Annotated in this window: 13 protein-coding genes, 1 tRNA gene and 1 rRNA gene; 11 read left to right on the top strand and 4 right to left on the bottom strand. The window is 72.6% G+C overall.

What is annotated here, in order from left to right; translation table 11 throughout:
* Together rrf and ACZ66Z_RS21580 are read left to right on the top strand one after the other, a co-directional pair.
* Window positions 1-94, top strand: a 5S ribosomal RNA gene (rrf, locus tag ACZ66Z_RS21575); the annotation flags it as partial.
* A gap of 4 nt (window positions 95-98) precedes the next feature.
* Window positions 99-171: transfer RNA gene (locus tag ACZ66Z_RS21580), tRNA-Thr, on the top strand.
* Between the two features lie 97 nt (window positions 172-268).
* Here the strand turns inward: ACZ66Z_RS21580 and ACZ66Z_RS21585 are convergent.
* A complete protein-coding gene (locus tag ACZ66Z_RS21585; RefSeq protein ID WP_469936264.1) occupies window positions 269-2,914 on the bottom strand; it encodes a SpoIIE family protein phosphatase in 2,646 nt (881 codons plus the stop codon).
* A 270-nt stretch (window positions 2,915-3,184) separates the two neighbouring features.
* Between ACZ66Z_RS21585 and ACZ66Z_RS21590 the strand changes: the two genes are divergently transcribed.
* The 9 genes from ACZ66Z_RS21590 (at window position 3,185) to ACZ66Z_RS21630 (ending at window position 17,521) form a co-directional block, all read left to right on the top strand.
* Complete coding sequence (locus ACZ66Z_RS21590; protein ID WP_469936266.1) at window positions 3,185-8,668, top strand: HAMP domain-containing protein; 5,484 nt, start codon at window positions 3,185-3,187, stop codon at window positions 8,666-8,668.
* 304 nt (window positions 8,669-8,972) lie between these two features.
* Window positions 8,973-9,647: a response regulator gene (locus tag ACZ66Z_RS21595; RefSeq protein WP_469936268.1), complete on the top strand. Its 675-nt coding sequence runs from the start codon at window positions 8,973-8,975 to the stop codon at window positions 9,645-9,647.
* A gap of 139 nt (window positions 9,648-9,786) precedes the next feature.
* A complete protein-coding gene (locus tag ACZ66Z_RS21600) occupies window positions 9,787-12,591 on the top strand; it encodes a DNA translocase FtsK (protein WP_469936270.1) in 2,805 nt (934 codons plus the stop codon).
* Between the two features lie 256 nt (window positions 12,592-12,847).
* Window positions 12,848-13,675: a helix-turn-helix domain-containing protein gene (locus tag ACZ66Z_RS21605; RefSeq protein ID WP_469936272.1), complete on the top strand. Its 828-nt coding sequence runs from the start codon at window positions 12,848-12,850 to the stop codon at window positions 13,673-13,675.
* 78 nt (window positions 13,676-13,753) lie between these two features.
* Window positions 13,754-15,247 (top strand): 30S ribosomal protein S12 methylthiotransferase RimO, encoded by a 1,494-nt coding sequence (gene rimO / locus ACZ66Z_RS21610; protein WP_469936274.1) that lies wholly within the window; start codon window positions 13,754-13,756, stop codon window positions 15,245-15,247.
* Window positions 15,244-15,921 (top strand): CDP-diacylglycerol--glycerol-3-phosphate 3-phosphatidyltransferase, encoded by a 678-nt coding sequence (pgsA, locus tag ACZ66Z_RS21615; RefSeq protein WP_469936276.1) that lies wholly within the window; start codon window positions 15,244-15,246, stop codon window positions 15,919-15,921. Before rimO ends, pgsA begins: the two co-directional genes overlap by 4 nt.
* The gene (locus ACZ66Z_RS21620) at window positions 15,918-16,439 is read left to right on the top strand and encodes a CinA family protein (protein WP_469936278.1); all 522 of its coding nucleotides are present in this window, start codon (window positions 15,918-15,920) and stop codon (window positions 16,437-16,439) included. The genes pgsA and ACZ66Z_RS21620 overlap by 4 nt, the downstream gene beginning before the upstream one ends.
* Window positions 16,440-16,548: 109 nt before the next feature.
* Entirely contained in the window at window positions 16,549-16,932 is a 384-nt protein-coding gene (locus ACZ66Z_RS21625) for a helix-turn-helix domain-containing protein (protein WP_093873780.1), read from the top strand.
* A gap of 235 nt (window positions 16,933-17,167) precedes the next feature.
* Entirely contained in the window at window positions 17,168-17,521 is a 354-nt protein-coding gene (locus tag ACZ66Z_RS21630; RefSeq protein WP_469936280.1) for a hypothetical protein, read from the top strand.
* On the opposite strand, the gene ACZ66Z_RS21635 is transcribed toward ACZ66Z_RS21630, so the two are convergent.
* The 3 genes from ACZ66Z_RS21635 to ACZ66Z_RS21645 all read right to left on the bottom strand — a co-directional run bounded on the left by ACZ66Z_RS21635 (window position 17,469) and on the right by ACZ66Z_RS21645 (window position 23,971).
* Window positions 17,469-18,239: an SDR family NAD(P)-dependent oxidoreductase gene (locus tag ACZ66Z_RS21635; protein WP_469936282.1), complete on the bottom strand. Its 771-nt coding sequence runs from the start codon at window positions 18,237-18,239 to the stop codon at window positions 17,469-17,471. The two genes, ACZ66Z_RS21630 and ACZ66Z_RS21635, sit on opposite strands and share 53 nt — an antisense overlap.
* A gap of 32 nt (window positions 18,240-18,271) precedes the next feature.
* A complete protein-coding gene (locus tag ACZ66Z_RS21640; RefSeq protein WP_469936284.1) occupies window positions 18,272-19,099 on the bottom strand; it encodes a DNA-formamidopyrimidine glycosylase family protein in 828 nt (275 codons plus the stop codon).
* Between the two features lie 222 nt (window positions 19,100-19,321).
* Entirely contained in the window at window positions 19,322-23,971 is a 4,650-nt protein-coding gene (locus tag ACZ66Z_RS21645) for an ATP-dependent helicase (protein ID WP_469936286.1), read from the bottom strand.
* Window positions 23,972-24,008: the final 37 nt, after the last annotated feature.

Consider the following 24,008-nt stretch of genomic DNA (forward strand, 5'->3'; position numbering starts at 1 on the left):
AACGCCCGGTTACATTCCGAACCCGGAAGCTAAGCCTTTCAGCGCCGATGGTACTGCAGGGGGGACCCTGTGGGAGAGTAGGACACCGCCGAACACCTGCCCTTTTAGCTCAGTCGGTAGAGCGTCTCCATGGTAAGGAGAAGGTCAACGGTTCGATTCCGTTAAAGGGCTCCGAGTAAGAAGGCCCCCGCCTTGTGGCGGGGGCCTTCTTGCGTTTCCGAGGGACGGAGTGCTGCCGGTGATCCCCTTTCGGAGATCGCCGGCAGGCTCAGTCGTCGTGCGGTTCGTGCAGGCGCATCGCCAGGATGGCCATGTCGTCGGAGGCGGGGGCCTGGGCGAAGCGCTCGACGGCGCGGAGGATACGGGCGGCGACCGCGCCGGCCGTCAGGCCCGTACAGGTCTTGAGGACCTCGGCCAGGCCGTCGTCGCCCAGCATCCGGGAGCCCTCGCGGCGTTCCGTCACGCCGTCCGTGACGCACAGGAGGACGTCGCCCGGGTCGAGCGTGACCGTCTGCTCGTACAGCTCCAGGTCCTCCATGACGCCCAGGAGCGGCTGCGGTTCGGCCGCGGGCTCGACCGTGCCGTCCGGGCGGAGGCGCAGCGGGAGGGGGTGGCCGGCGCAGACGACCTTGAGGATCGCCGAGCCGTCCTCCTGCGGGCGCATCTCGCCGTACAGCAGCGTCAGGAAGCGGCTGCGGGCGCCCTCGTCGAGGATCGCCGCGTTCAGCCGCTCCAGGACGGCGGGGCCGCCGAAGCCCTCGCGGGCCAGGAGGCGCAGGGCGTGGCGGGCCAGGCCGGTGACGGCGGCCGCCTCCGGTCCCGTACCGCAGACGTCGCCGATGGCGAATCCGTACACGCCGTCCCGGATGGGGAACAGGTCGTAGAAGTCGCCTCCGACCTCGTTGCCCTCGCCGGCCGCGCGGTAGATGACGTCGACCTCGACGCCCGGGATCATGGGGAGGCCGGGCGGGAGCAGGCTGCGCTGGAGGGACTGGCTGATCGCCACGCGCTCCGAGTACAGACGGGCGTTGTCCAGGGCCAGGGCGGCCCGGCGCGAGAGGTCCTCGGCGAGCTCCAGGATCTCCTGGCGGAAGTGGTCCTCCGAGGGCCTGCCGAGGGTCAGCATGCCGATGACCCGGTTGCGGGCGACCAGCGGCAGGACGACCGTCTCGCCGGCGACCGCGCTCGCGGTGGCCAGGGTGGTGTCGATGCCGGAGGAGAGCGGGCTCGCGGGGTGGTCGAGGGCGCGGACCGACGCGGACAGCGCGGCGCGGTGGGCGGCTTCGCCGGGGGCGGACCAGACGCGGGCGCCGGGGGTCGGCACCGGGTCCGGCGGGGCGATGGAGGAGAGCAGGGCCTTGAGGCCGTCGATGCGGTCCTCGTCCTCGTGGAGCACGTACGAGAGGTACGGGTCGGAGGCCTGGTCGGCGATCGTGTAGACCGCGCACCAGGTGGCGAGGGTGGGGACCGTCATCTGGGCCATGAGGGCCAGGGTCTGGTCGCGGTCGAGGGTGCCGGCCAGGAGGTCGGAGGCCTCGACGAGGAAGCTGAGGGAGCCGCGGCGCAGGCGCTCCAGTTCGCCGAGGCGGGCGGACTCGACGGCCAGGGCGATGCGGTCGGCGGCGAACTGGAGGCGGAGCGCCTCCTCGTTGGAGTAGCGGTTGGCTCCCTCGGCGGCCACCCCGAGGGAGCCGGTGAGCCGGCCCTCGACCTTGAGCGGGACGGTGACGACCGAGCGCATGCCGGTGCCTTCGAGGAGGGGGACGGCGCCGGGGACGGCGGCCAGGTCCTCGTGGACGGCGGGCATGCGGGCGGAGCCGTAGCGGCTGGCGCCGGTCTCCACGGGGACGCGGGCGAAGCGCTGGCGGGCGGCCGGGAGGCCCGTGGTCGCCCGTACCTCCAGTTCCGTCTCGTCGTCGGTGGCGAGCAGGAGGAAGGCGGCGTCGCCGTCGAGCATGTCGCGGGCGCGCTCGACCGTGCGCTGGAGGAGGCCGTCGAGGTCGTCGGGGGCCGGGGAGCCGATGAAGACCTCGAAGGGGTCGACGGCGCGGCTCTCGGTGCCCGGCTCGACGGCGGGTCGCTGGGGGGTCTGGAGGACGGCCCGCTCGTGCTCCCGTACGAGGAGACAGACGGTGGAGGGCTCGCCCTGGGCGTCGCGGACCCGGAGGTGCGAGGCGTAGACGGGGACCACGCGGCCGTCGGCGCAGCGGACGCCGTAGCTGCCCTCCCAGCGGGAGAGGCGGAGGGCCTCGGCGAGGCCGGTGCCGATGCCGGGGGTGTGGGGCCAGGCGGCGAGGTCGCCGAGGGGCTTGCCGGTGACCTGCTCGGCCTCGTAGCCGAAGAGCTCCTCGGCGTCCTCGTTCCACGCGGTGATCGTGCCGACGCGGTCGATCTGGGCGACGGCGACGCGGACGCGGCTCTCGGCGACCGGGAGGAGGGCGTCGGGGAGGACGGGGCCGGCGGAGCGGGTGCCGACGGGGCGCTGGGGGAGGTCGAGGTGGAACCAGACGTGCTTGCGGGTGGGGGAGTAGTCGACGCCCCAGCGGTGGGCGAGGGCGGCGCAGAGGAGCAGGCCGCGGCCGTTCTCGCGGTCCGGGCTGCCGAGGGTGCGGCCGTTCTGGACGGGGATCTCGCGCTCGGGGTAGCGGTCGGCGACCTCGACGCGGATGCTGTCGTCGGAGCGGAGGCAGAGGACCTCGGCGGAGGTGCCGGCATGGATGACGGCGTTGGTGACGAGTTCGCTGGTGAGGACGACGGCGTCGTCGACGAGTTCGGGGTGTCCCCAGCCCTGGAGGGTGTCCCGGACGAAGGCGCGGGCGGCCGCGACGGACCGCCCGACGGGCTCGAAGCTGGCAGTCGCCCGCGCGGTGATCACGGCTCTCCTCGTACGCGTCTCGACGCCCGGCTCTGCCATGCTCGGTCTGTCCCTCCCGCTGCCCGATGGTCGTGCGCACGCCACGCCGCCCCCGCCGGGCGGACCGGGGCGGTTGGACAGCCGGATGCCAGGTTACTTACCTTCGCTGTCCGAGCGGATGCCGGTCACCGTTGATTCCGTCCCTCGGGGGTAGGGACGCTGTGCGAAGCTGCCGAACTGTTATCGCCAGGTTCGGGCACGGTGAAACACTGAGCAGGCTGACGGCGAGAGCCGGAGCGGTACAGGTCGACCCCTTTCGGGAGGGACACGGTGGAGTCTGGCACGGCGGCGCGGCGCGGCGGAGGCAGTGGCACGCGCGCGAGGGGCGGACGTTCCCGTGGGGGGACGGTCCAGGTGGACGCGGCGGCGCTGGAGCGGTTGCTGGCCGCGCTGGTGTCGATGCGGGACGGGAACTTCCGCAAGCGGCTGACGGTGTCCGGCGACGGGGTCATGGCGGAGATCTCCGCCGTGTTCAACGAGGTCGCCGACCGGCAGATGCACGTGACGGGGGAGCTGTCGCGGGTCCGGCGGGTGGTCGGCCGTGAGGGCAAGCTGTCCGAGCGGCTGGAGGCGGGGGCCAGCGAGGGGGCGTGGGCGGCGGCGATCGAGGCCGCGAACGCGCTCGTCGACGACCTGGCCCGGCCGGTGTCCGAGGTGGGGCGGGTCCTGTCGGCGGTGGCCGAGGGTGATCTGGACCAGCGGATGGACCTGCGTTCGGAGGGTGCGGACGGGACCGTGCGGCCGTTGCGCGGGGAGTTCCTGAAGGTCGCCCGTACCGCCAACAACCTGGTCGACCAGCTGTCGGTGTTCGCCTCCGAGGTGACCCGGGTCGCCGTCGAGGTGGGGACGGACGGCAAGCTGGGCGGGCAGGCGCAGGTGCGCGGGGTGTCCGGTTCGTGGAAGGACCTCACGGACTCGGTCAACACCATGGCGAACCGGCTGACGGCGCAGGTGCGGGACATCGCGCTCGTGACGACGGCGGTCGCGGACGGCGATCTGTCGCAGAAGGTCACGGCGAACGTGGCCGGCGAGATGCTGGAGCTGAAGAAGACCGTCAACCGGATGGTCGACCAGCTGTCGTCGTTCTCCTCCGAGGTGACCCGCGTCGCGCGCGAGGTGGGTACGGAGGGCGAGCTGGGCGGTCAGGCCGAGGTGGCCGGGGTCGCCGGCGTGTGGAAGGACCTCACCGACTCCGTCAACACGATGGCGGGCAACCTCACCAATCAGGTGAGGGGGATCGCGGAGGTGACGACGGCGGTCGCCAACGGTGACCTGTCGCAGAAGGTGCGGGTCTCCGCGCGCGGTGAGATCGCCCAACTCGCCGACACCATCAACCAGATGACGGAGACGCTGCGGACGTTCGCCGACGAGGTGACCCGGGTGTCGGGCGAGGTCGGCGCGCAGGGTCTGCTGGGCGGCCAGGCGCAGGTGCCGGGTGCGGCGGGGACGTGGAAGGACCTCACGGACTCGGTCAACACGGTCTTCCGGAACATCACCACGCAGGTGCGGGACATCGCGCAGGTGACGACGGCGGTGGCCAACGGCGACCTGTCGCAGAAGGTCACGGTGGACGTGGCCGGCGAGATGCTGGAGCTGAAGAACACCGTCAACACGATGGTGGACCAGCTCTCCGCCTTCGGTTCCGAGGTGACCCGGGTGGCCCGGGAGGTCGGCGTCGAGGGTCTGCTGGGCGGCCAGGCCGAGGTGCCGGGCGCGGCGGGGACGTGGAAGGACCTCACCGACTCGGTGAACACGGCCTTCCGCAACCTGACCGGTCAGGTGCGGGACATCGCGCAGGTGACGACGGCGGTGGCCAACGGCGACCTGTCGCAGAAGGTCACGGTGGACGTGGCCGGCGAGATGCTGGAGCTGAAGAACACCGTCAACACGATGGTGTCGCAGCTGTCGTCCTTCGCGGACCAGGTGACCCGGATGGCCCGGGACGTGGGCACCGAGGGCCGGCTGGGCGGTCAGGCGCGGGTGGACGGGGTGTCCGGGCGCTGGCGGGAGCTCACGGACTCCGTGAACTTCATGGCCGGGAACCTGACCTCGCAGGTGCGGCAGATCGCGCAGGTGACGACGGCCGTGGCCCGTGGCGACCTGTCGCAGAAGATCGACGTGGACGCGCGGGGCGAGATCCTGGAGCTGAAGAACACCATCAACACGATGGTGGACCAGCTGTCCGCCTTCGCGGACCAGGTGACCCGGGTGGCCCGCGAGGTGGGCACGGACGGGCGGCTGGGCGGTCAGGCGCAGGTGCCGGGCGTGGCCGGTGTGTGGCGTGATCTGACGGACTCGGTGAACGGCATGGCCGGCAACCTCACCACCCAGGTCCGCAACATCGCGCAGGTCGCCACCGCGGTGGCGCGCGGCGACCTGTCGCAGAAGATCGACGTGGACGCGCGGGGCGAGATCCTGGAGCTGAAGAACACCCTCAACACGATGGTCGACCAGCTCTCGAGCTTCGCGGACCAGGTGACGAGGGTGGCCCGTGAGGTGGGCACCGAGGGCATCCTGGGCGGTCAGGCCGAGGTGCAGGGGGTCTCCGGCACCTGGAAGGACCTCACCCAGTCGGTGAACATGATGGCGAACAACCTGACCTTCCAGGTCCGGAACATCGCCGAGGTCACGACGGCGGTGGCCATGGGCGACCTGTCGAAGAAGATCACGGTCGACGCCAAGGGCGAGATCCTGGAGCTGGTGACGACCGTCAACACGATGGTGGACCAGCTGTCGAACTTCGCCGACGAGGTGACGAGGGTGGCCCGCGAGGTGGGCACGGAGGGCATCCTCGGAGGCCAGGCCCGGGTGCGCGGGGTGACCGGCATCTGGAAGGACCTCAGCGACAACGTGAACCTGATGGCCAACAACCTGACCAGCCAGGTGCGCAACATCTCCCGGGTCTCCGCGGCCGTCGCCAACGGCGATCTGACGAAGAAGGTCACCGTCGAGGCGCGCGGCGAGGTCGCGGAGCTCGCCGACACCGTCAACACCATGGTGACGACGCTCTCGTCGTTCGCCGACGAGGTGACCCGCGTCGCGCGCGAGGTGGGTACGGACGGCATCCTGGGCGGTCAGGCGCGGGTGCCCGGAGTGTCGGGCACGTGGCGCGACCTCACGGACTCGGTGAACGGCATGGCCGACAACCTGACCGGTCAGGTGCGCCAGATCGCCGCCGTCACCACCGCCATCGCCAAGGGCGACCTGACCAAGAAGATCGACATCGACGCGCGCGGTGAGATCCAGGAGCTGAAGAGCACCATCAACACGATGGTCGACCAGCTGTCGAACTTCGCCGAGGAGGTGACCCGGGTCGCCCGCGAGGTGGGTACGGACGGGCAGCTGGGCGGTCAGGCCCGGGTCCGTGACGTGGACGGCACCTGGCGGGACCTGACGGAGTCCGTGAACGAGATGGCCGGGAACCTGACCCGGCAGGTGCGGGCGATCGCGGCCGTCGCCACGGCGGTGACCCGGGGCGACCTCAACCTCAAGATCGACGGTGTCGACGCGGCGGGCGAGATCCAGGCCCTCCAGGAGAACATCAACACCATGATCGCCAACCTGCGCGACACCACCCTCGCCAACGAGGAGCAGGACTGGCTCAAGGGCAACCTGGCCCGCATCTCCGGCCTCATGCAGGGCAGGCGGGACCTGGACGACGTGGCCTCGCTCATCATGAGCGAGCTGACGCCGGTGGTCTCGGCCCAGCACGGCGCCTTCTTCGTGGCCATGCCGACGGGCTCCGCGCACAGCGACGCCGAGCTCGTGGGCGAGGGCGACGGCTCGTACGAGCTGCGGATGCGCGGGAGCTACGGATACTCCGCCGGGTCCATGCCGACCTCCTTCCGGCCCGGGGAGACCCTCATCGGGACGGCGGCGGAGGAGAAGCGGACGATCCAGGTCAACGTGCCGCCGGGCTATCTGAAGATCTCGTCGGGGCTCGGCGAGGCCGCGCCCGCGCACGTGATCGTGCTGCCGGTCCTCTTCGAGGGGAAGGTCCTCGGTGTGATCGAGCTGGCGTCCTTCCAGCCGTTCACGCAGATCCAGCGGGACTTCCTGAACCAGCTCGCCGAGCTGATCGCGACCACGGTCAACACCATCAGCGTCAACACCAAGACCGAGGTGCTGCTCCAGCAGTCGCAGAAGCTCACCGAGCAGCTCAAGGAGCGGTCGGCGGAGCTGGAGCACCGGCAGAAGGAGCTCCAGGGCTCCAACCTGGAGCTGGAGGAGAAGGCCGAGCTGCTCGCCCGGCAGAACCGCGACATCGAGGTGAAGAACACCGAGATCGAGGAGGCCCGGCAGGTCCTGGAGGAGCGGGCGGAACAGCTCGCCGTCTCCATGCGGTACAAGTCGGAGTTCCTCGCCAACATGTCGCACGAGCTGCGCACGCCGCTCAACTCGCTGCTGATCCTGGCCAAGTTGCTCGCGGACAACGCCGAGACCAACCTGACGCCGAAGCAGGTCGAGTTCGCGGAGACCATCCACGGGGCGGGCTCGGACCTGCTCCAGCTGATCAACGACATCCTCGACCTGTCGAAGGTCGAGGCGGGCAAGATGGACGTCTCGCCGACCCGCATCGCGCTCGTCCAGCTCGTCGACTACGTGGAGGCGACGTTCCGGCCGCTCACGGCGGAGAAGGGGCTCGACTTCTCGGTGCGGGTCTCGCCCGAGCTGCCGGCCACGCTCCACACCGACGAGCAGCGGCTGCTCCAGGTCCTGCGCAACCTGCTGTCCAACGCGGTGAAGTTCACCGACACGGGCGCGGTGGAGCTGGTGATCCGGCCGGCCGGTGCGGACGTGCCGCAGTCGATCCGGGAGCAGCTCCTGGAGGCGGGTTCGCTGCGCGACCCGGAGGCCGACCTGATCGCCTTCTCGGTCACCGACACCGGGATCGGGATCGCGGCGAGCAAGATGCGGGTCATCTTCGAGGCGTTCAAGCAGGCCGACGGCACGACCAGCCGGAAGTACGGCGGCACGGGTCTGGGCCTGTCGATCAGCCGGGAGATCGCGCGGCTGCTCGGCGGCGAGATCTTCGCGGCGAGCGAGCCCGGCCGCGGGTCGACGTTCACGCTCTACCTGCCGCTGAGCCCGACGGAGCTGCCGTCGGGCGGCTACGGGCAGGGCGCGCAGGACGCCGACGATCCGCAGCAGGGGGCCGAGGAGGAGGCGGCCGGGACCGTCGACCCGTTCCCGCAGTTCCCGCCGACGCCCGTGCGGACGGAGGCGCGGTCCGGGGCCGGGGCGCTGTTCCGGCACCGGCGGAAGGCCGCAGCGGAGGCGACGGGGGCGCGGGGCGCGGTTCCCGGGCAGGCCGGGCAGCAGAGCGCGGCGGACCGGGAGGAGCAGGAGGTCGAGCAGCCGCGCCGTACGTTCGGCTTCTCCGGCGAGAAGGTGCTGATCGTCGACGACGACATCCGCAACGTCTTCGCGCTCACCAGCGTCCTAGAGCAGCACGGGCTCGCGGTGCTCTACGCCGAGAACGGGCGGGAGGGCATCGAGGTCCTGGAGCAGCACGACGACGTCACGGTCGTGCTGATGGACATCATGATGCCGGAGATGGACGGGTACGCGACGACGACCGCGATCCGGCGCATGCCGCAGTTCGCGGGGCTGCCGATCATCGCGCTGACGGCGAAGGCGATGAAGGGCGACCGGGAGAAGGCGATCGAGTCGGGTGCCTCGGACTACGTGACGAAGCCGGTCGACCCCGATCACCTGCTGTCGGTCATGGAGCAGTGGATGCGGGGCGAGTGACTCCGCGCCGGGGGCCCGCGCCGTGCGCGGCGCGGACCCCCGGGCTCCGCCGGCCCCTGCCGGCCTGCTGCCGCCAGGGGTGTGTGAGAGGGCGGGATACGGGGAACCTTCTGGTCTCCCACCGCGTTTCCGCTACGTGCACAGTGACATCGCGGTGACAGGGTGTGGCGACGGGCGGGGTGCGGCTACGATGACCGGCACAAGGACGGACGGCGCTAGGGAGTCGTCTTCTGGGGCGGCGCCCGGTGCTTCCCCCGGTTCGGGGGTCCGGGGAGAGCCGTTGCCGGGACGAGGAGGACGGGGCATGGTGCAGAAGGCCAAGATCCTCCTGGTCGATGACCGGCCGGAGAATCTGCTGGCGCTGGAGGCCATTCTCTCCGCGCTCGATCAGACGCTGGTGCGGGCATCGTCCGGGGAGGAAGCGCTCAAGGCGCTGTTGACGGACGACTTCGCGGTCATCCTGCTCGACGTCCAGATGCCGGGAATGGACGGTTTCGAGACCGCCGCCCACATCAAGCGGCGCGAGCGGACCCGGGACATCCCGATCATCTTCCTCACCGCGATCAACCACGGCCCCCACCACACCTTCCGGGGGTACGCGGCCGGGGCGGTCGACTACATCTCCAAGCCCTTCGACCCGTGGGTGCTGCGGGCCAAGGTCTCCGTCTTCGTCGAGCTCTACATGAAGAACTGCAAGCTGCGCGAGCAGGCCGCCCTGCTGCGGCTGCAGTTGGAGGGCGGCGGCGAGGGCGGCCAGGGCAAGGAGGCCGCCGGGCTGCTCGCCGAGCTCTCCGCCCGGCTCGCGGCCGTCGAGGAGCAGGCCGAGGCCCTGTCGAAGCAGTTGGACGACGACTCCGCCGACGCGGCGGCCGTCGCCACCGCGGCGCATCTGGAGCGCAAGCTCACCGGGCTGCGCCGGGCCCTGGACGCGCTGGAGCCGGGCACGGGCGCCGCGCCGTCCCTGCCCGCCCAGAGCTGACCCGCCGTCACCCGTCTTTCCCGTCCGGCACGGATCGCCGTGATGCGGTGTCAGCACCGGGCTCCGGCACGGACGACACGAACGGGTGAGGGGGACGGGCGCTCCCCACACCCCTCTCCACACCGGTAACCTCGGCATCATGGCTTCACGTACGTCCGGCAAGGGTTCCCAGGGCACGGCGAAACCGCGCGCCGGCCGGACGACGGGTGCCGCGAAGAAGGCGGCGCCCGCGAAGTCCCCCGCGAAGAAGGCTCCGGCCAAGAAGGCTCCGGCCAAGAGGGCCGCGCCCGCCAAGCGCGCGCCCGCGCGGAAGACCGCCACGAAGAGGGCGGCCCCGCGCCCCGCCCCGTCCCCGACCGGGGGCGTCTACCGGCTCGCGCGCGGCGCCTGGCTCGGCCTCGCCCACGGGATCGGGGCGATGTTCCGGAGCATAGGACGCGGCGCCAAGGGGCTCGATCCCGCACACCGCAAGGACGGGCTCGCGCTGCTCCTCCTCGGCCTCGCGCTGATCGTCGCCGCCGGCACCTGGTCCAACCTGCGCGGACCGGTCGGCGACCTCGTCGAGATGCTCGTGACCGGATCCTTCGGCCGGCTCGACCTGCTCGTGCCCCTGCTCCTCGGCGCGATCGCCATCCGGCTCATCCTGTATCCGGAGAGGCCCGAGGCCAACGGCCGGATCAGCATCGGCCTCTCCGCACTCGTCATCGGCATCCTCGGACAGGTGCACATCGCCTGCGGTTCGCCGGGGCGCGGCGACGGCAGCGCGGCCATGCAGGACGCCGGCGGGCTCATCGGCTGGGCCGCGTCCCAGCCCCTCGTCTTCATGATGGGCGAGGTCCTCGCCGTACCGATGCTGGTGCTGCTCACCGTCTTCGGGCTGCTCGTGGTCACCGCCACCCCGGTCAACGCGATCCCGCAGCGGCTGCGTGCGCTCGGCGCCCGACTGGGCGTCGTCGAGCTCCCGTACGACCCGGCGGAGGCCGAGGAGTACGGGCACCCGGCCCACGAGGCGTACGACGAGGAGTGGCGGGACGCCGGACCGCGACCCGCACGGCCCGTACGGCGCCGCCCGGCCGGGCCCGCGGAGCCGTACGACGTCGACCGGGCCGAGGCGGAGGCGCCGGAGCGGCGCGGTCGCCCGGCCCGCCGGGGCACCGGGCGGAACGGCTCCGGCTCCGGCCTGGACCCCGTGGACGTCGCCGCGGCGGCCGCCGCCGCGCTCGACGGCGCCGTGCTGAACGGCATGCCGCCCTCGCCGATCGTCGCCGACCTGACCAAGGACGTCACCGCCGAGCGGAACGCCGCCGTGGCCGCCTCCCCGGCCCCGGTCGCGGAAGCCGCCGAGAAGGCCGCGCCCGTACCGCCGGCTCGCGGGGGAGAGCGCACCGGCGGCGTACCCGATCTGACCAAGCCGGCGCCCGAGCCGACCGACCTGCCGGCCCGGGCCGAGCAGCTCCAGCTCGCGGGCGACATCACGTACTCCCTGCCCTCGCTCGACCTGCTGGAGCGCGGCGGGCCGGGCAAGACCCGCAGCGCCGCCAACGACGCGGTCGTCGACGCGCTCTCCAACGTCTTCGCCGAGTTCAAGGTCGACGCGACCGTCACCGGCTTCACGCGCGGTCCGACGGTCACGCGGTACGAGGTCGAGCTCGGCCCGGCCGTGAAGGTCGAGAAGATCACGGCCCTGACCAAGAACATCGCCTACGCCGTGGCCTCGCCCGACGTGCGGATCATCTCGCCCATCCCCGGGAAGTCCGCCGTCGGCATCGAGATCCCGAACAGCGACCGCGAGATGGTCAACCTGGGGGACGTGCTGCGGCTCGCGGACGCGGCCGGGGACGAGCACCCGATGCTGGTCGCGCTCGGCAAGGACGTCGAGGGCGGCTACGTGATGGCCAACCTGGCGAAGATGCCGCACGTCCTGGTCGCCGGTGCCACGGGCTCCGGAAAGTCCTCGTGCATCAACTGCCTGATCACGTCGATCATGATAAGAGCGACCCCGGAGGACGTCCGGATGGTGCTGGTCGACCCCAAGCGGGTCGAGCTCACCGCCTACGAGGGCATCCCGCACCTGATCACCCCGATCATCACCAACCCCAAGCGGGCCGCCGAGGCGCTCCAGTGGGTCGTGCGCGAGATGGACCTGCGCTACGACGACCTGGCCGCCTTCGGCTACCGGCACATCGACGACTTCAACCAGGCCGTCCGGGACGGCAAGATCAAGCTGCCCGAGGGCAGCGAGCGCGAGCTCAACCCGTACCCGTACCTCCTGGTGATCGTCGACGAGCTGGCCGACCTGATGATGGTCGCCCCGCGCGACGTCGAGGACTCGATCGTCCGGATCACCCAGTTGGCGCGCGCCGCCGGCATCCACCTCGTGCTCGCCACCCAGCGGCCGTCCGTGGACGTCGTCACCGGTCTGATCAAGGCGAACGTGCCCTCGCGGCTCGCCTTCGCCACCTCCTCGCTCGCCGACAGCCGGGTCATCCTGGACCAGCCCGGCGCCGAGAAGCTGATCGGCAAGGGCGACGGGCTCTTCCTGCCCATGGGCGCCAACAAGCCCGTCCGCATGCAGGGCGCGTTCGTCACCGAGGACGAGGTCGCGGCCGTCGTGCAGCACTGCAAGGACCAGATGACGCCCGTCTTCCGGGACGACGTCACCGTCGGCACCAAGCAGAAGAAGGAGATCGACGAGGACATCGGCGACGACCTCGACCTGCTGTGCCAGGCGGCCGAGCTGGTCGTCTCGACGCAGTTCGGCTCCACCTCGATGCTCCAGCGGAAGCTGCGCGTGGGCTTCGCGAAGGCCGGCCGGCTGATGGACCTGATGGAGTCCCGGAACATCGTCGGACCGAGCGAGGGGTCGAAGGCGCGGGACGTGCTCGTCAAGCCGGACGAGCTGGACGGGGTCCTCGCCGTGATCCGGGGGGAGTCGGGGGAGTAGCCCGACCCGGGCCGCTCCCCCCCCGGTGGGTGTGGCCCCTCCGGGGCCGGGTACCCGATCGAGATCAGCCCGAGACTCACTCGTAAGGGAACGGTGGGCAACCGTTTCCCCTGGCCGTACGTCAAGTTGGAGGAAGGGACAGCAGGATGTCCCAGCCTCATGGCGTACAAACAGCACCCGCCCGGTTGCCCCACCCTTTCGTACCACCCATAGACTGAACGTCCAGCAGGTGGCTACACGCTCGAAAGGCGCTCTCGTGTCCATCGGCAACTCCCCCGAAGACGACCGGACCTTCCCGGCAGACGACCGGGACTCGATCGGTCGTGCCCTCCAGCAGGCCCGAATCGCCGCCGGTCTCACCGTCGAAGAGGTCAGTGCCTCCACCCGTGTCCGGATTCCGATCGTGCACGCGATCGAGGAGGACGACTTCTCGCGCTGTGGCGGCGACGTCTACGCCCGCGGCCACATCCGTACCCTCGCGCGTGCCGTCGGCCTCGATCCGGCTCAGCTGATCGAGCAGTACGACGCCGAGCACGGTGGTCGTCCCGCGCCCACCCCCGCCGCCCCGCTCTTCGAGGCGGAACGCATCCGCCCCGAGCCGCGCCGGCCCAACTGGACCGCCGCGATGGTCGCGGCCATCGTCGCCGTCGTCGGTTTCGTCGGCTTCACGATGTTCAACGGCAACGGTGCCTCGAACGGGACCACCGTGGCCGACGGCGGCCCGGCGCCCGCCCCGGAGAAGGCCACCTCCGCGGCCAAGCCGAAGCCGGTCAGGCCCGCCGCGCCCAAGCCCACCGAGAGCGCGATCGCCGCGGTCCCGCGGGACAAGGTCACGGTCAAGCTCTCCGCGATCGACGACAAGAGCTGGATCTCGGCCAAGGCGCACGACGGCAAGCTCCTCTTCGACGGGCTCCTCCTCAAGGGCGAGTCCAAGACCTTCCAGGACGACGAGCGCGTGGACCTGGTCCTCGGCAACGCCGGTGCGATCGAGCTCTACGTGAACGGCAAGAAGCTCGCCGACAAGTTCGAATCCGGCCAGGTCGAGCGGCTCAGCTACACCAAGGGCGACCCCGAGGCCGGCTGAGCCCCGTGATGTGACCTCCGTCGCGCAGGTGAACCCTGCGCGACGGGGGAACGGCCGGGACGAAGTAGTCTTGAGTCCATGCCCGAACGCCGTACCGTCGCCCTTGTCACTCTTGGCTGCGCCCGTAACGAGGTGGACTCGGAGGAGCTCGCAGGCCGCTTGGCAGCGGACGGCTGGGAGCTCGTCGAGAACGCCGAGGAAGCGGACGTCGCCGTCGTCAACACCTGCGGATTCGTCGAGGCCGCCAAGAAGGACTCCGTCGACGCCCTCCTCGAAGCCAATGATCTGAAGGACCACGGCAGGACCCAGGCCGTCGTCGCCGTCGGCTGCATGGCCGAGCGGTACGGCAAGGAGCTCGCCGAAGCCCTCCCGGAGGCCGACGGCGTCCTCGGCTTCGACGACTACGCCGACATCTCCGACCGCCTCCGGACCATCCTCAGCGGCGGCAGCGTCGAGGCGCACGCCCCGCGCGACCGGCGCAAGCTGCTGCCGCTGTCCCCCGTGGAGCGCCAGGAGGCCGCCGCGGCCGTGGCCCTGCCGGGACACGGCGACACCGCCGAGGCGCCCGCCGAGGCCCCGGCCGACCTGCCCGAGGGGATCGCGCCCGCCTCCGGGCCCCGCGCCCCCCTCCGCCGCCGTCTGGACACCAGCCCCGTCGCCTCCGTGAAGCTGGCCTCCGGCTGCGACCGCCGCTGCTCCTTCTGCGCCATCCCCTCCTTCCGGGGCTCCTTCGTCTCGCGCCGTCCCTCGGACGTGCTGAACGAGACGCGCTGGCTCGCCGAGCAGGGCGTCAAGGAGGTCATGCTGGTCTCCGAGAACAACACCTCCTACGGCAAGGACCTCGGCGACATCCGACTCCTGGAGAGCCTGCTGCCCGAGCTGGCCTCGGTGGACGGCATCGAGCGCGTCCGCGTGAGCTACCTCCAGCCCGCCGAGATGCGCCCGGGCCTGATCGACGTCCTCACGTCGACCGAGAAGGTCGTGCCCTACTTCGACCTGTCCTTCCAGCACAGCGCCCCGGACGTGCTGCGGGCCATGCGCCGCTTCGGCGACACCGACCGCTTCCTGGAGCTCCTGGAGACCATCCGCTCCAAGGCCCCCACGGCCGGTGCCCGGTCCAACTTCATCGTCGGCTTCCCCGGCGAGACCGAGGCGGACTTCGCCGAGCTGGAACGCTTCGTCACCCACGCGCGCCTCGACGCCATCGGTGTCTTCGGCTACTCCGACGAGGACGGCACCGAGGCCGCCACGTACGAGCACAAGCTCGACCAGGACGTCGTCGACGAGCGGCTCGCCCACCTCTCCCGGCTCGCCGAGGAGCTCACCGCACAGCGCGCGGAGGAGCGACTCGGAGAGACCCTGGAAGTACTCGTCGAATCCTTCGACGAGGAGGACGGCTGGATCGGCCGCGCCGCCCACCAGGCGCCCGAGACCGACGGGCAGGTGGTCCTCACCACGGCCGACGGTACGAGCCCCGACCTGGCCCCTGGCCGTATGGTCAGTGCGAAGGTCGTCGGCACGGAGGGCGTCGACCTGGTGGCCGAGTGTCTTTTCGAGGAGGCGGGCAGATGACCGGAGTCCCGGCATCCGCGACGGGCGGGACCGGTAGGCCGGCGGCGCCCCGCGGCAAGCTGGGCGCGGCGGCCGTCAACCAGGCCAGCCTGTGGAACATCGCGAACATCCTCACCATGATCCGGCTCGTCCTCGTGCCGGGCTTCGTGGTGCTGCTGCTCCAGGACGGCGGGCACGACCCGGTGTGGCGGGCCTGGGCCTGGGCGGCGTTCGCGGTGGCCATGATCACGGACGTCTTCGACGGGCACCTCGCCCGCACGTACAACCTGGTCACCGACTTCGGGAAGATCGCCGACCCGATCGCCGACAAGGCGATCATGGCCGCCGGACTCGTCTCGCTCTCCGCGCTCGGGGACCTTCCCTGGTGGGTGACCTCGGTCATCCTGGCCCGTGAGCTCGGCATCACCCTGATGCGGTTCTGGGTCATCCGGCACGGGGTCATCCCCGCCAGCCGCGGCGGCAAGATGAAGACGCTCGCCCAGGGCACCGCCGTCGGCATGTACGTCCTCGTGCTCACCGGGCCGCTGGCCACCCTCCGCTTCTGGGTGATGGCGCTGGCCGTCGTGCTGACGGTCGTCACCGGTCTGGACTACGTACGGCAGGCGGTCGTCCTGCGCCGCAAGGGGCTCGCGGCGGAGCGGACGGCCGCGCGGTCGGAGACGGCGGCGCGATGAGCGAGGCCGCCCGGGTCCTGGAGCTGCTCGCGGAGCGTGAGCAGACGGTGGCCGCCGCGGAGTCCCTCACGGGCGGTCTCGTGGCCGCCGAGCTCACCGGGGCGCCCGGCTCCTCGGTGTCCTTCCTGGGCTCGGTCGTCGCCTACGCCACCGCCCTCAAGCACGAGCTCCTGGGCGTCGACGCGGCCCTGCTCGCGGAGCGCGGAGCGGTGGATCCCGAGGTCGCGCTGCAGATGGCGGCCGGTGTGCGGGACCGGCTCGGCGCCGACTGGGGCATCTCGACGACCGGGGTCGCGGGGCCCGCCGAGCAGGACGGACAGCCCGTCGGAACGGTCTACGTGGCGGTCGCGGGACCGGCCGCGACGAGCGCCCGCGCCGGGAAAGTGGTCTCGTTGAGGTTGAACGGCGGCCGTAAGGACATCCGTAGAGAGAGCGTACGGAGCGTGCTGGAACTGCTCCGTGAGGAACTCTCGGGAAATGCGCGGGCACAGGATACGGAACACAACGGGGGGAATTGATGTTTGCAGCCCTGAGTGAACACGACATCGCTCCCCGCACGGCCGCAGCGCGAGGCGGTACGGTGGGGCGTGAAGGATGCGGCTACGCGGTCCGAGGAGGGAGCCACCGATGATCCTGCTCCGTCGCCTGCTGGGTGACGTGCTGCGTCGGCAGCGCCAGCGCCAGGGCCGTACTCTGCGCGAAGTCTCCTCGTCCGCCCGAGTCTCGCTCGGCTATCTCTCCGAGGTGGAGCGGGGGCAGAAGGAGGCTTCCTCCGAACTGCTCTCCGCGATCTGCGACGCGCTGGACGTACGGATGTCCGAGCTCATGCGCGAAGTGAGCGACGAGCTGTCGCTGGCCGAACTGGCCGAGTCGGCAGCGTCGAGCGAACCGGTACCGACGCCGGTGCGCCCGATGCTCAATTCGGTGTCGGTGACGTCGGTGGCCGGTGTGCCCACCGAGCGGGTGACCATCAAGGCGCCCGCGGAAGCGGTGGACGTCGTCGCTGCCTGAACCGAAGTGGGGCGAAGCCCCGGTCGGTGCCCTGTTCACGGGGTGCTGACCGGGGCTTTTCTCATTTTCGGTCGCGTTCGCCGGGGTTCGGACCGGTCTTCCTGAGATGCCGGGTTCCGGGATGGCGTGCCATGGTGGAAGGACGTCCGACTGGGCCGTGTGCGCCGGGTCTGCCACCGGTGCGCCCTCCCGCAGGGTGATCCTGCCGGTCTAGCGTCGACCGCAGGAGGCGGCCATGGTACGGCGACGGGTTCCGCTGGTGACGCTCGCTCTGTTCGCGTGCGGCCTTGCGGCCGGAGGGCTCTGGTGGTGGGCGGTGCTGCGTCTGCTGCTCGCGCCGGGCGAGTCCGGGTCGGTCGAGGGGGCGATGGCCGCGGGCGGCTGGGGACTGAGCCTGCTGCCGGTGCACGTGGCGTCCTCATCGGGACGGCGCGGTGCGGCCACCCCTGCCGGACGGGCCGCGGGGTTCTTCGCGTCGGGGCTTCCCGGTGCCGTCGCCCGGCGGGTCGCCGGCCGGGGGATCGTCGGCCGGGCGGTCACCAGGGCATCGCGACGCCGCCGTTGGGGCGGAGGATCTGACCGGTCGTGAACGCGGAGGCGTCGGAGGCGAGGTGCAGGACCGCGTGCGCGACGTCCTCGGCCTCGCCGACCCGCCCCAGCGGCGAGTGGCGGACCATCGCGGCCTCGGCCTGCAGTTGGGCGGCCGGCTCGTGGCGGTCCGTCATGGGGGTGCGGATCCAGCCCGGGGCGACCGCGTTGACCCGGATGCCGTGCGGGCCCGCCTCCGTCGCCAGGGTCTTCGTCAGTTGGACGACGGCCGCCTTGGTGACGCTGTAGCAGAGCAGGCCCGGGCTCGCGGTGTCCATCGCGCCCGAGGCCATCGTCACGATCGAGCCGGGAACGCCCGAGGCGATCATCGAACGGGCCGCCTCCTGGCAGGCGTAGAGCACGCCCTTGAAGTTGACGGCGAGGACGCGGTCGAGGTCCTCGTCCCGGGTGTCCAGGACCGTGCTCGTGTGCATGATCCCGGCGATGGCGGCCATGACGTGGAGCGGGCCGGCGGCGCGGACGGCCGACGCCAGGGCGGTCCTGTCGGTGACGTCCAGGGGGTGGGTGTGCGCGGTGCCGCCCTGCCGGGCGATCAGGGACGCGGTCTCCCCGAGGCCGTCCTCGTCGCGGTCGGCGCAGTGGACGGTGGCGCCGGCCCGCGCGAGGAGGGCAGCGGTGGCGCGGCCGATGCCGCTCGCGGCGCCCGTGACGAACGCGGTGCGGCCGGTCAGGTCGTACGCCGGGAGGGTCGTCGTCATGTCCGGACCGTACGACCGGATCTGACGACCCGTCAATCGGTGTGACCGCTCCTGCCGGGCTTTCCGTCCCGGCCTCCGTCGGGTCCCCGCTGACAGCCGGGGCACCAGTACGTGACCCGGTCGCCGAGCTCCGCCTTGCGGATCGGGGTGCCGCAGCGGAGGCAGGGCCGGCCCTCGCGGCCGTAGACGTGGAGCGGCGTGCCCGGGCGGCGCACGGTGGTGGTGCGCCGGTCCGGACGGTCCTTGTTCGCGTCGAGCAGGCGATGGGCCGTGGCGACCAGACGGGCCGGGACCTCCGGGGCGAGTTCGCCCACCGGGAGCCAGGGGGTGACGGCGGCCAGGAAGGCCAGCTCCGACTTGTACACGTTGCCGATGCCGGCCAGGTTGCGCTGGTCGAGCAGGGCCTCGCCGAGGGAGCGTTCCGGATCGGCGCCCAGCCGCCGGACGGCCTCCTCCGGATCCCAGTCCGGGCCGAGCAGGTCCGGGCCCAGGTGGCCGACGACACGGGACTCCTCGGCGGTACGGACGAGCTCCAGGACGGGGAGGCGGTAGCCGTACGCGGTGGACTCGGCGTTCCCGAGGATCGCCCGGATCTGGTGCTCGGGGCCGCCGCGCGGGCGCTCCCCGGTGGCGTACACCCGCCAGGCGCCGTCCATCCGCAGATGCGAGTGGAGGGTGAGCCCGCCCTCGATCCGGGCCAGCAGGTGCTTGCCGCGCGGGGTGACGTCGAGGAGCGTGCGGTCGGTGAGGTCGGCGGTCGCGAACCGGGGCACGCGGAGGTCCGCGCGGGTCAGGACCCGCCCGGCGAGCGCGGCGTGCAGGCGGTGGGCGGCCTGCCAGACGGTGTCTCCTTCGGGCACGGGTCCATTGTGGGGCAGGGGCGCCTTGCGGCGCCTCGGGGTCCGTCGTGGGTCCGTCGTGGGCGGTCGGTTCCGGTGAGGCGGGGTCCCGGTGGGCGGCGCCCTCGCTGGGGCACCGCAGGGGCGGGGGCGCCTGTGTGGGCGGAGGCCGCCCGCACGGGTGGGGGTGCCTGTGCGGGTGCGGGCCGTCTGTGCGGTTGGGGGGGGCGCCCGTGCGGTGGGTCAGGGGCGGAGGCGGAGGCCTCTGGGGGTGGCCAGGAAGCCGGCCGCTTCCAGGGGGCGGGCCAGGGGGGACGTCAGGGACGTGGCGCCGTTGATCCGCTCCACCGTGACCGAGCCCAGAACGCCCGCCCTCGCCGACTCGGCCAGCGCCTCCGCCGCCGCCCCCAGGGCCGGGTCGTCCGGGTCCGTCGGCCAGGAGAGGAGCGTCTTGCCGCCGCGCTCCATGTAGAGCGCGAGCTCGCCGTCCACCAGGACCACCAGTGCGCCCGCCTTGCGGCCCGGCTTGTGCCCGGCGCCCGTCGGCGGCTCGGGCCAGGACAGCGCCGCGCCGTACGCGTTCGCCGGATCGGCGGCGGCGAGGACCAGGGCGCGCGGTCCCGTCGCCGCCTCGGCGCCCCGGTCGCGGGCGGTCGCCGCCGCCCGCAGCCGGTCCACGGCCCCGTCCATCGCGAACTGGGCCGCGCCGAGCCCCTCCACGACGTAACCGCGCCGGGCCTGCCCGCTGTCCTCGAAGGCGGCCAGGATCCGGTACGTGGCCGAGAAACCGCCCTCCACGCCCTCGGCGGCCACCGCGCCCCGGGTGACCACGCCGTGCCGGTCCAGGAGGGTGCGGGCCAGGGCGTGCGCCCGGTGCGTCGGCTCCGGCTCGGGGGGAGGCAGGAGGGACCAGCGGCCGGAGACCGTCGGCGGACCCGTACGCGAGGCGGGACGGGCCGCGGCGGCCGGCGTGCCGTACCGGCCGCGCGGGACCGTGCGCCGCGCGCGGTGGGCGGTGGAACCGGCCGTGCGGCCCGAACCGAGGAGCGCGCGCAGCGGGGCCAGGGTGTCGTTGGTGAGCCGGCCCGACCAGGCCAGGTCCCAGAGGGCGTCGGCGAGCTGCGGATCGGTGGCGTCCGGGTGGGTGGTGGCCCGGATCTGGTCGGCGATCTGCCGGAAGAACAGGCCGTACCCGCCGGAGAGGGCGGTGAGCACCGACTCGTGCAGGGCGGACGTCTCCAGCGGGTGCGGCGGCGGGAGGAGCAGGGGCGCCGCGTCCGCGAGGTAGAGCGAGACCCAGCCGTCCTTGCCGGGCAGCGAACCGGCGCCCGCCCAGACGACCTCGCCGGTGGTCGTCAGCTCGTCGAGCAGCGCGGGGACGTAGCCCCGGACCCGGGACGGCAGGATCAGCTTCTCCAGGGCCGAGGCCGGGACCGGCGCGCCCTGGAGCTGCTCGATCGCGCGCGCCAGGCCGTCGATGCCGCGCAGGCTGTTGCTCCCCAGGTGCTGCCACTGCGGCAGGAAGGTGGCGAGGGCCGCCGGGGGCACCGGCTCCAGCTCCTGGCGCAGGGCCGCCAGGGAACGGCGCCGCAGCCGCCGCAGCACGGTCGCGTCGCACCATTCCTGGCCGATCCCGGAGGGGTGGAACTCACCCTGCACGACCCTGCCCGAGGCGGCGAGGCGCTGGAGGGCGCCGTCGGTGACGGCCGCGCCGAGGCCGAAGCGGGCGGCGGCCCCGGAGGAGGTGAACGGGCCGTGCGTGCGCGCGTGACGCGCGAGCAGGTCGCCCAGCGGGTCCTTGACCGGCTCCGTGAAGGCCTCGGGCACGCCGACCGGCAGGGCCGTGCCCAGGGCGTCCCGGAGCCGGCCCGCGTCCTCGATCGCCGCCCAGTGGTCACGGCCGCCGATCCGCACCCGGATCGCACGCCGGGCCGCCTCGAGCTCGGACGGCCAGCCCGCCTCGGCGCCGCGCTCGGCCAGCTCCTCGTCCGTCAGCGGCCCGAGGACCCGCAGCAGGTCGGCGACGCCCTCCACGTCCTTGATCCGCCGGTCCTCGGTCAGCCACTGGAGCTCCCGCTCCAGTTCCGCCAGGACCTCGGGGTCGAGCAGCTCCCGCAGCTCCGCCTGGCCCAGGAGCTCCGCGAGCAACCGGGAGTCCAGCGAGAGCGCTGCCGCCCGCCGCTCGGCGAGCGGTGAGTCGCCCTCGTACAGGAACTGCGCCACGTACCCGAAGAGGAGCGAGCGGGCGAAGGGCGAGGGCTCGGGGGTGGTGACCTCGACGAGCCGCACCCGGCGGGCCTCGATGTCCCCCATCAGTTCCGTCAGGCCGGGGAGGTCGAAGACGTCCTGGAGGCACTCGCGGACGGCCTCCAGGACGATCGGGAACGAGCCGAACTCGCTCGCCACCTGGAGGAGCTGGGAGGCCCGCTGCCGCTGCTGCCAGAGCGGGGTGCGCTTGCCCGGGTTGCGCTTGGGCAGCAGCAGGGCGCGGGCCGCGCACTCGCGGAAGCGGGAGGCGAACAGCGCGGAGCCGCCCACCTGGTCGGTGACGATCTGCCCGATCTCGCCCCGGTCGAAGAGGGCGTCGGCCGCGCCGACGGGCGCCTTGTCCGCGTCGTACGCCGCGTCCGGGTGCCGGCCCGGATCGACCGGCTCGGAGTCGAGCAGGTCCAGGCCCATGTCCAGGCCCATCAGGTCGGCGTCCGGCAGGCGCAGCACGATGCCGTCGTCCGCGTGCATCACCTGCGCGTCCATGCCGTACCGCTCGGCGAGCCGCGCGCCGAGCGCCAGCGCCCACGGGGCGTGCACCTGCGCCCCGAAGGGGGAGTGGATGACGACCCGCCAGTCCCCGAGCTCGTCGCGGAAGCGCTCGACCAGGATCGTCCGGTCGTCCGGCACGTGGCCGCAGGCCTCGCGCTGCTCCCTGAGGTACGCGAGGACGTTCGCCGCGGCCCAGCCGTCCAGGCCCGCGGCGAGCAGCCGCAGGCGCGCGTCCTCGTCCCCGAGGGCGCCGACCTCGCGGAGGAACGCGCCCACCGCACGCCCCAGTTCGAGCGGGCGGCCCAGCTGGTCGCCCTTCCAGAAGGGCAGCCGGCCCGGCACGCCCGGCGCGGGGGAGACGAGCACCCGGTCCCGGGTGATGTCCTCGATCCGCCAAGAGGTGGTGCCCAGCGTGAAGACGTCGCCGACCCGCGACTCGTACACCATCTCCTCGTCGAGCTCGCCGACCCGGCCCCCGCCCTTCTTGGGGTCCGCGCCCGCCAGGAAGACGCCGAACAGGCCCCGGTCGGGGATCGTGCCGCCCGAGGTGACCGCGAGCCGCTGCGCGCCGGGCCGCCCCGTGACCGTCCCGGCCACCCGGTCCCAGACCACGCGCGGGCGCAGCTCGGCGAAGGCGTCCGAGGGATAGCGGCCGGCCAGCATGTCGAGGACGCCCGTGAACGCCGACTCGGGCAGGGACGAGAAGGGCGCCGCCCTGCGCACCACCGCGAGCAGGTCGTCCACCTGCCAGGTGTCGAGCGCGACCATCGCGACTAGCTGCTGCGCGAGGACGTCCAGCGGATTGGCGGGGATCCGCATCGACTCGATCCCGCCGGAACGCATCCGCTCGGTGACCACGGCCGCCTGCACCAGGTCGCCCCGGTACTTGGGGAAGACCACGCCCGTCGACACGGCGCCGACCTGGTGCCCGGCCCGGCCCACGCGCTGGAGCCCGGAGGCGACCGAGGGCGGCGACTCGACCTGCACCACCAGGTCGACCGCGCCCATGTCGATGCCCAGCTCCAGGCTGGAGGTGGCCACCACGGCGGGCAGCCGGCCCGCCTTCAGGTCCTCCTCCACCTGGGCGCGCTGCTCCTTCGACACCGAGCCGTGGTGGGCCCGGGCGAGCAGCGGCGGGGCGCCCTGCGCCGCCCCCGACTGGGCCATCACCTGGGCCGGGGACGCCCCCTCGGGGAGCGGCTCGCCGGTCGCCCGCTCGTACGCGATCTCGTTGAGCCGGTTGCACAGGCGCTCGGCGAGCCGGCGGGAGTTCGCGAAGACGATCGTGGAGCGGTGGGACTGGACGAGGTCGGCGATCCGCTCCTCGACCTGCGGCCAGATCGACGGCTTGTCCCCGCCGTCCTTGCCCTCCGAGGCGGGAGAACCCCCCAGCTCGCCCATGTCCTCGACGGGGACGACGACGGAGAGGTCGAACTCCTTGCCCGACGGCGGCTGCACGATCTCCACGGCGCGCCCCGGGGAGAGGTAGCGGGCCACCTCGTCGACCGGGCGGACCGTGGCCGACAGCCCGATCCGGCGCGCCGGGCGGGGCAGCAGCTCGTCGAGCCGCTCCAGGGAGAGGGCCAGGTGCGCGCCCCGCTTCGTGCCCGCCACCGCGTGGACCTCGTCCAGGATGACCGTCTCCACGCCCGCCAGCGCCTCGCGCGCGGCGGACGTCAGCATCAGGAACAGGGACTCGGGGGTGGTGATCAGGATGTCCGGCGGCCGGGTCGCGAGCGCCCGGCGCTCGGCCGCCGGGGTGTCCCCGGACCGGATCCCGACCCGGACGTCCGGCTCGGGCAGGCCCAGTCGCACCGACTCCTGGCGGATGCCGGTCAGCGGCGAGCGCAGGTTCCGCTCGACGTCCACGGCGAGGGCCTTCAGCGGCGACACGTACAGCACGCGGCACCGCTTCCTCGCCTCGGCGGGCGGCGGGGAGGAGGCGAGCCGGTCCAGGGAGGCGAGGAACGCCGCCAGCGTCTTGCCCGAGCCGGTCGGCGCGACGACGAGGACGTCGGAACCCGCGCCGATGGCCCGCCAGGCGCCCTCCTGCGCCGCCGTGGGCGCGGTGAAGGCCCCGGTGAACCAACCACGGGTCGCGGGGGAGAACGAGTCGAGCGCGGACCTGACCATGCCCCCCATCGTGCACCCGGCCACTGACAACCGCCCG

It is taken from the genome of Streptomyces sp. NPDC107498 (assembly GCF_055582805.1).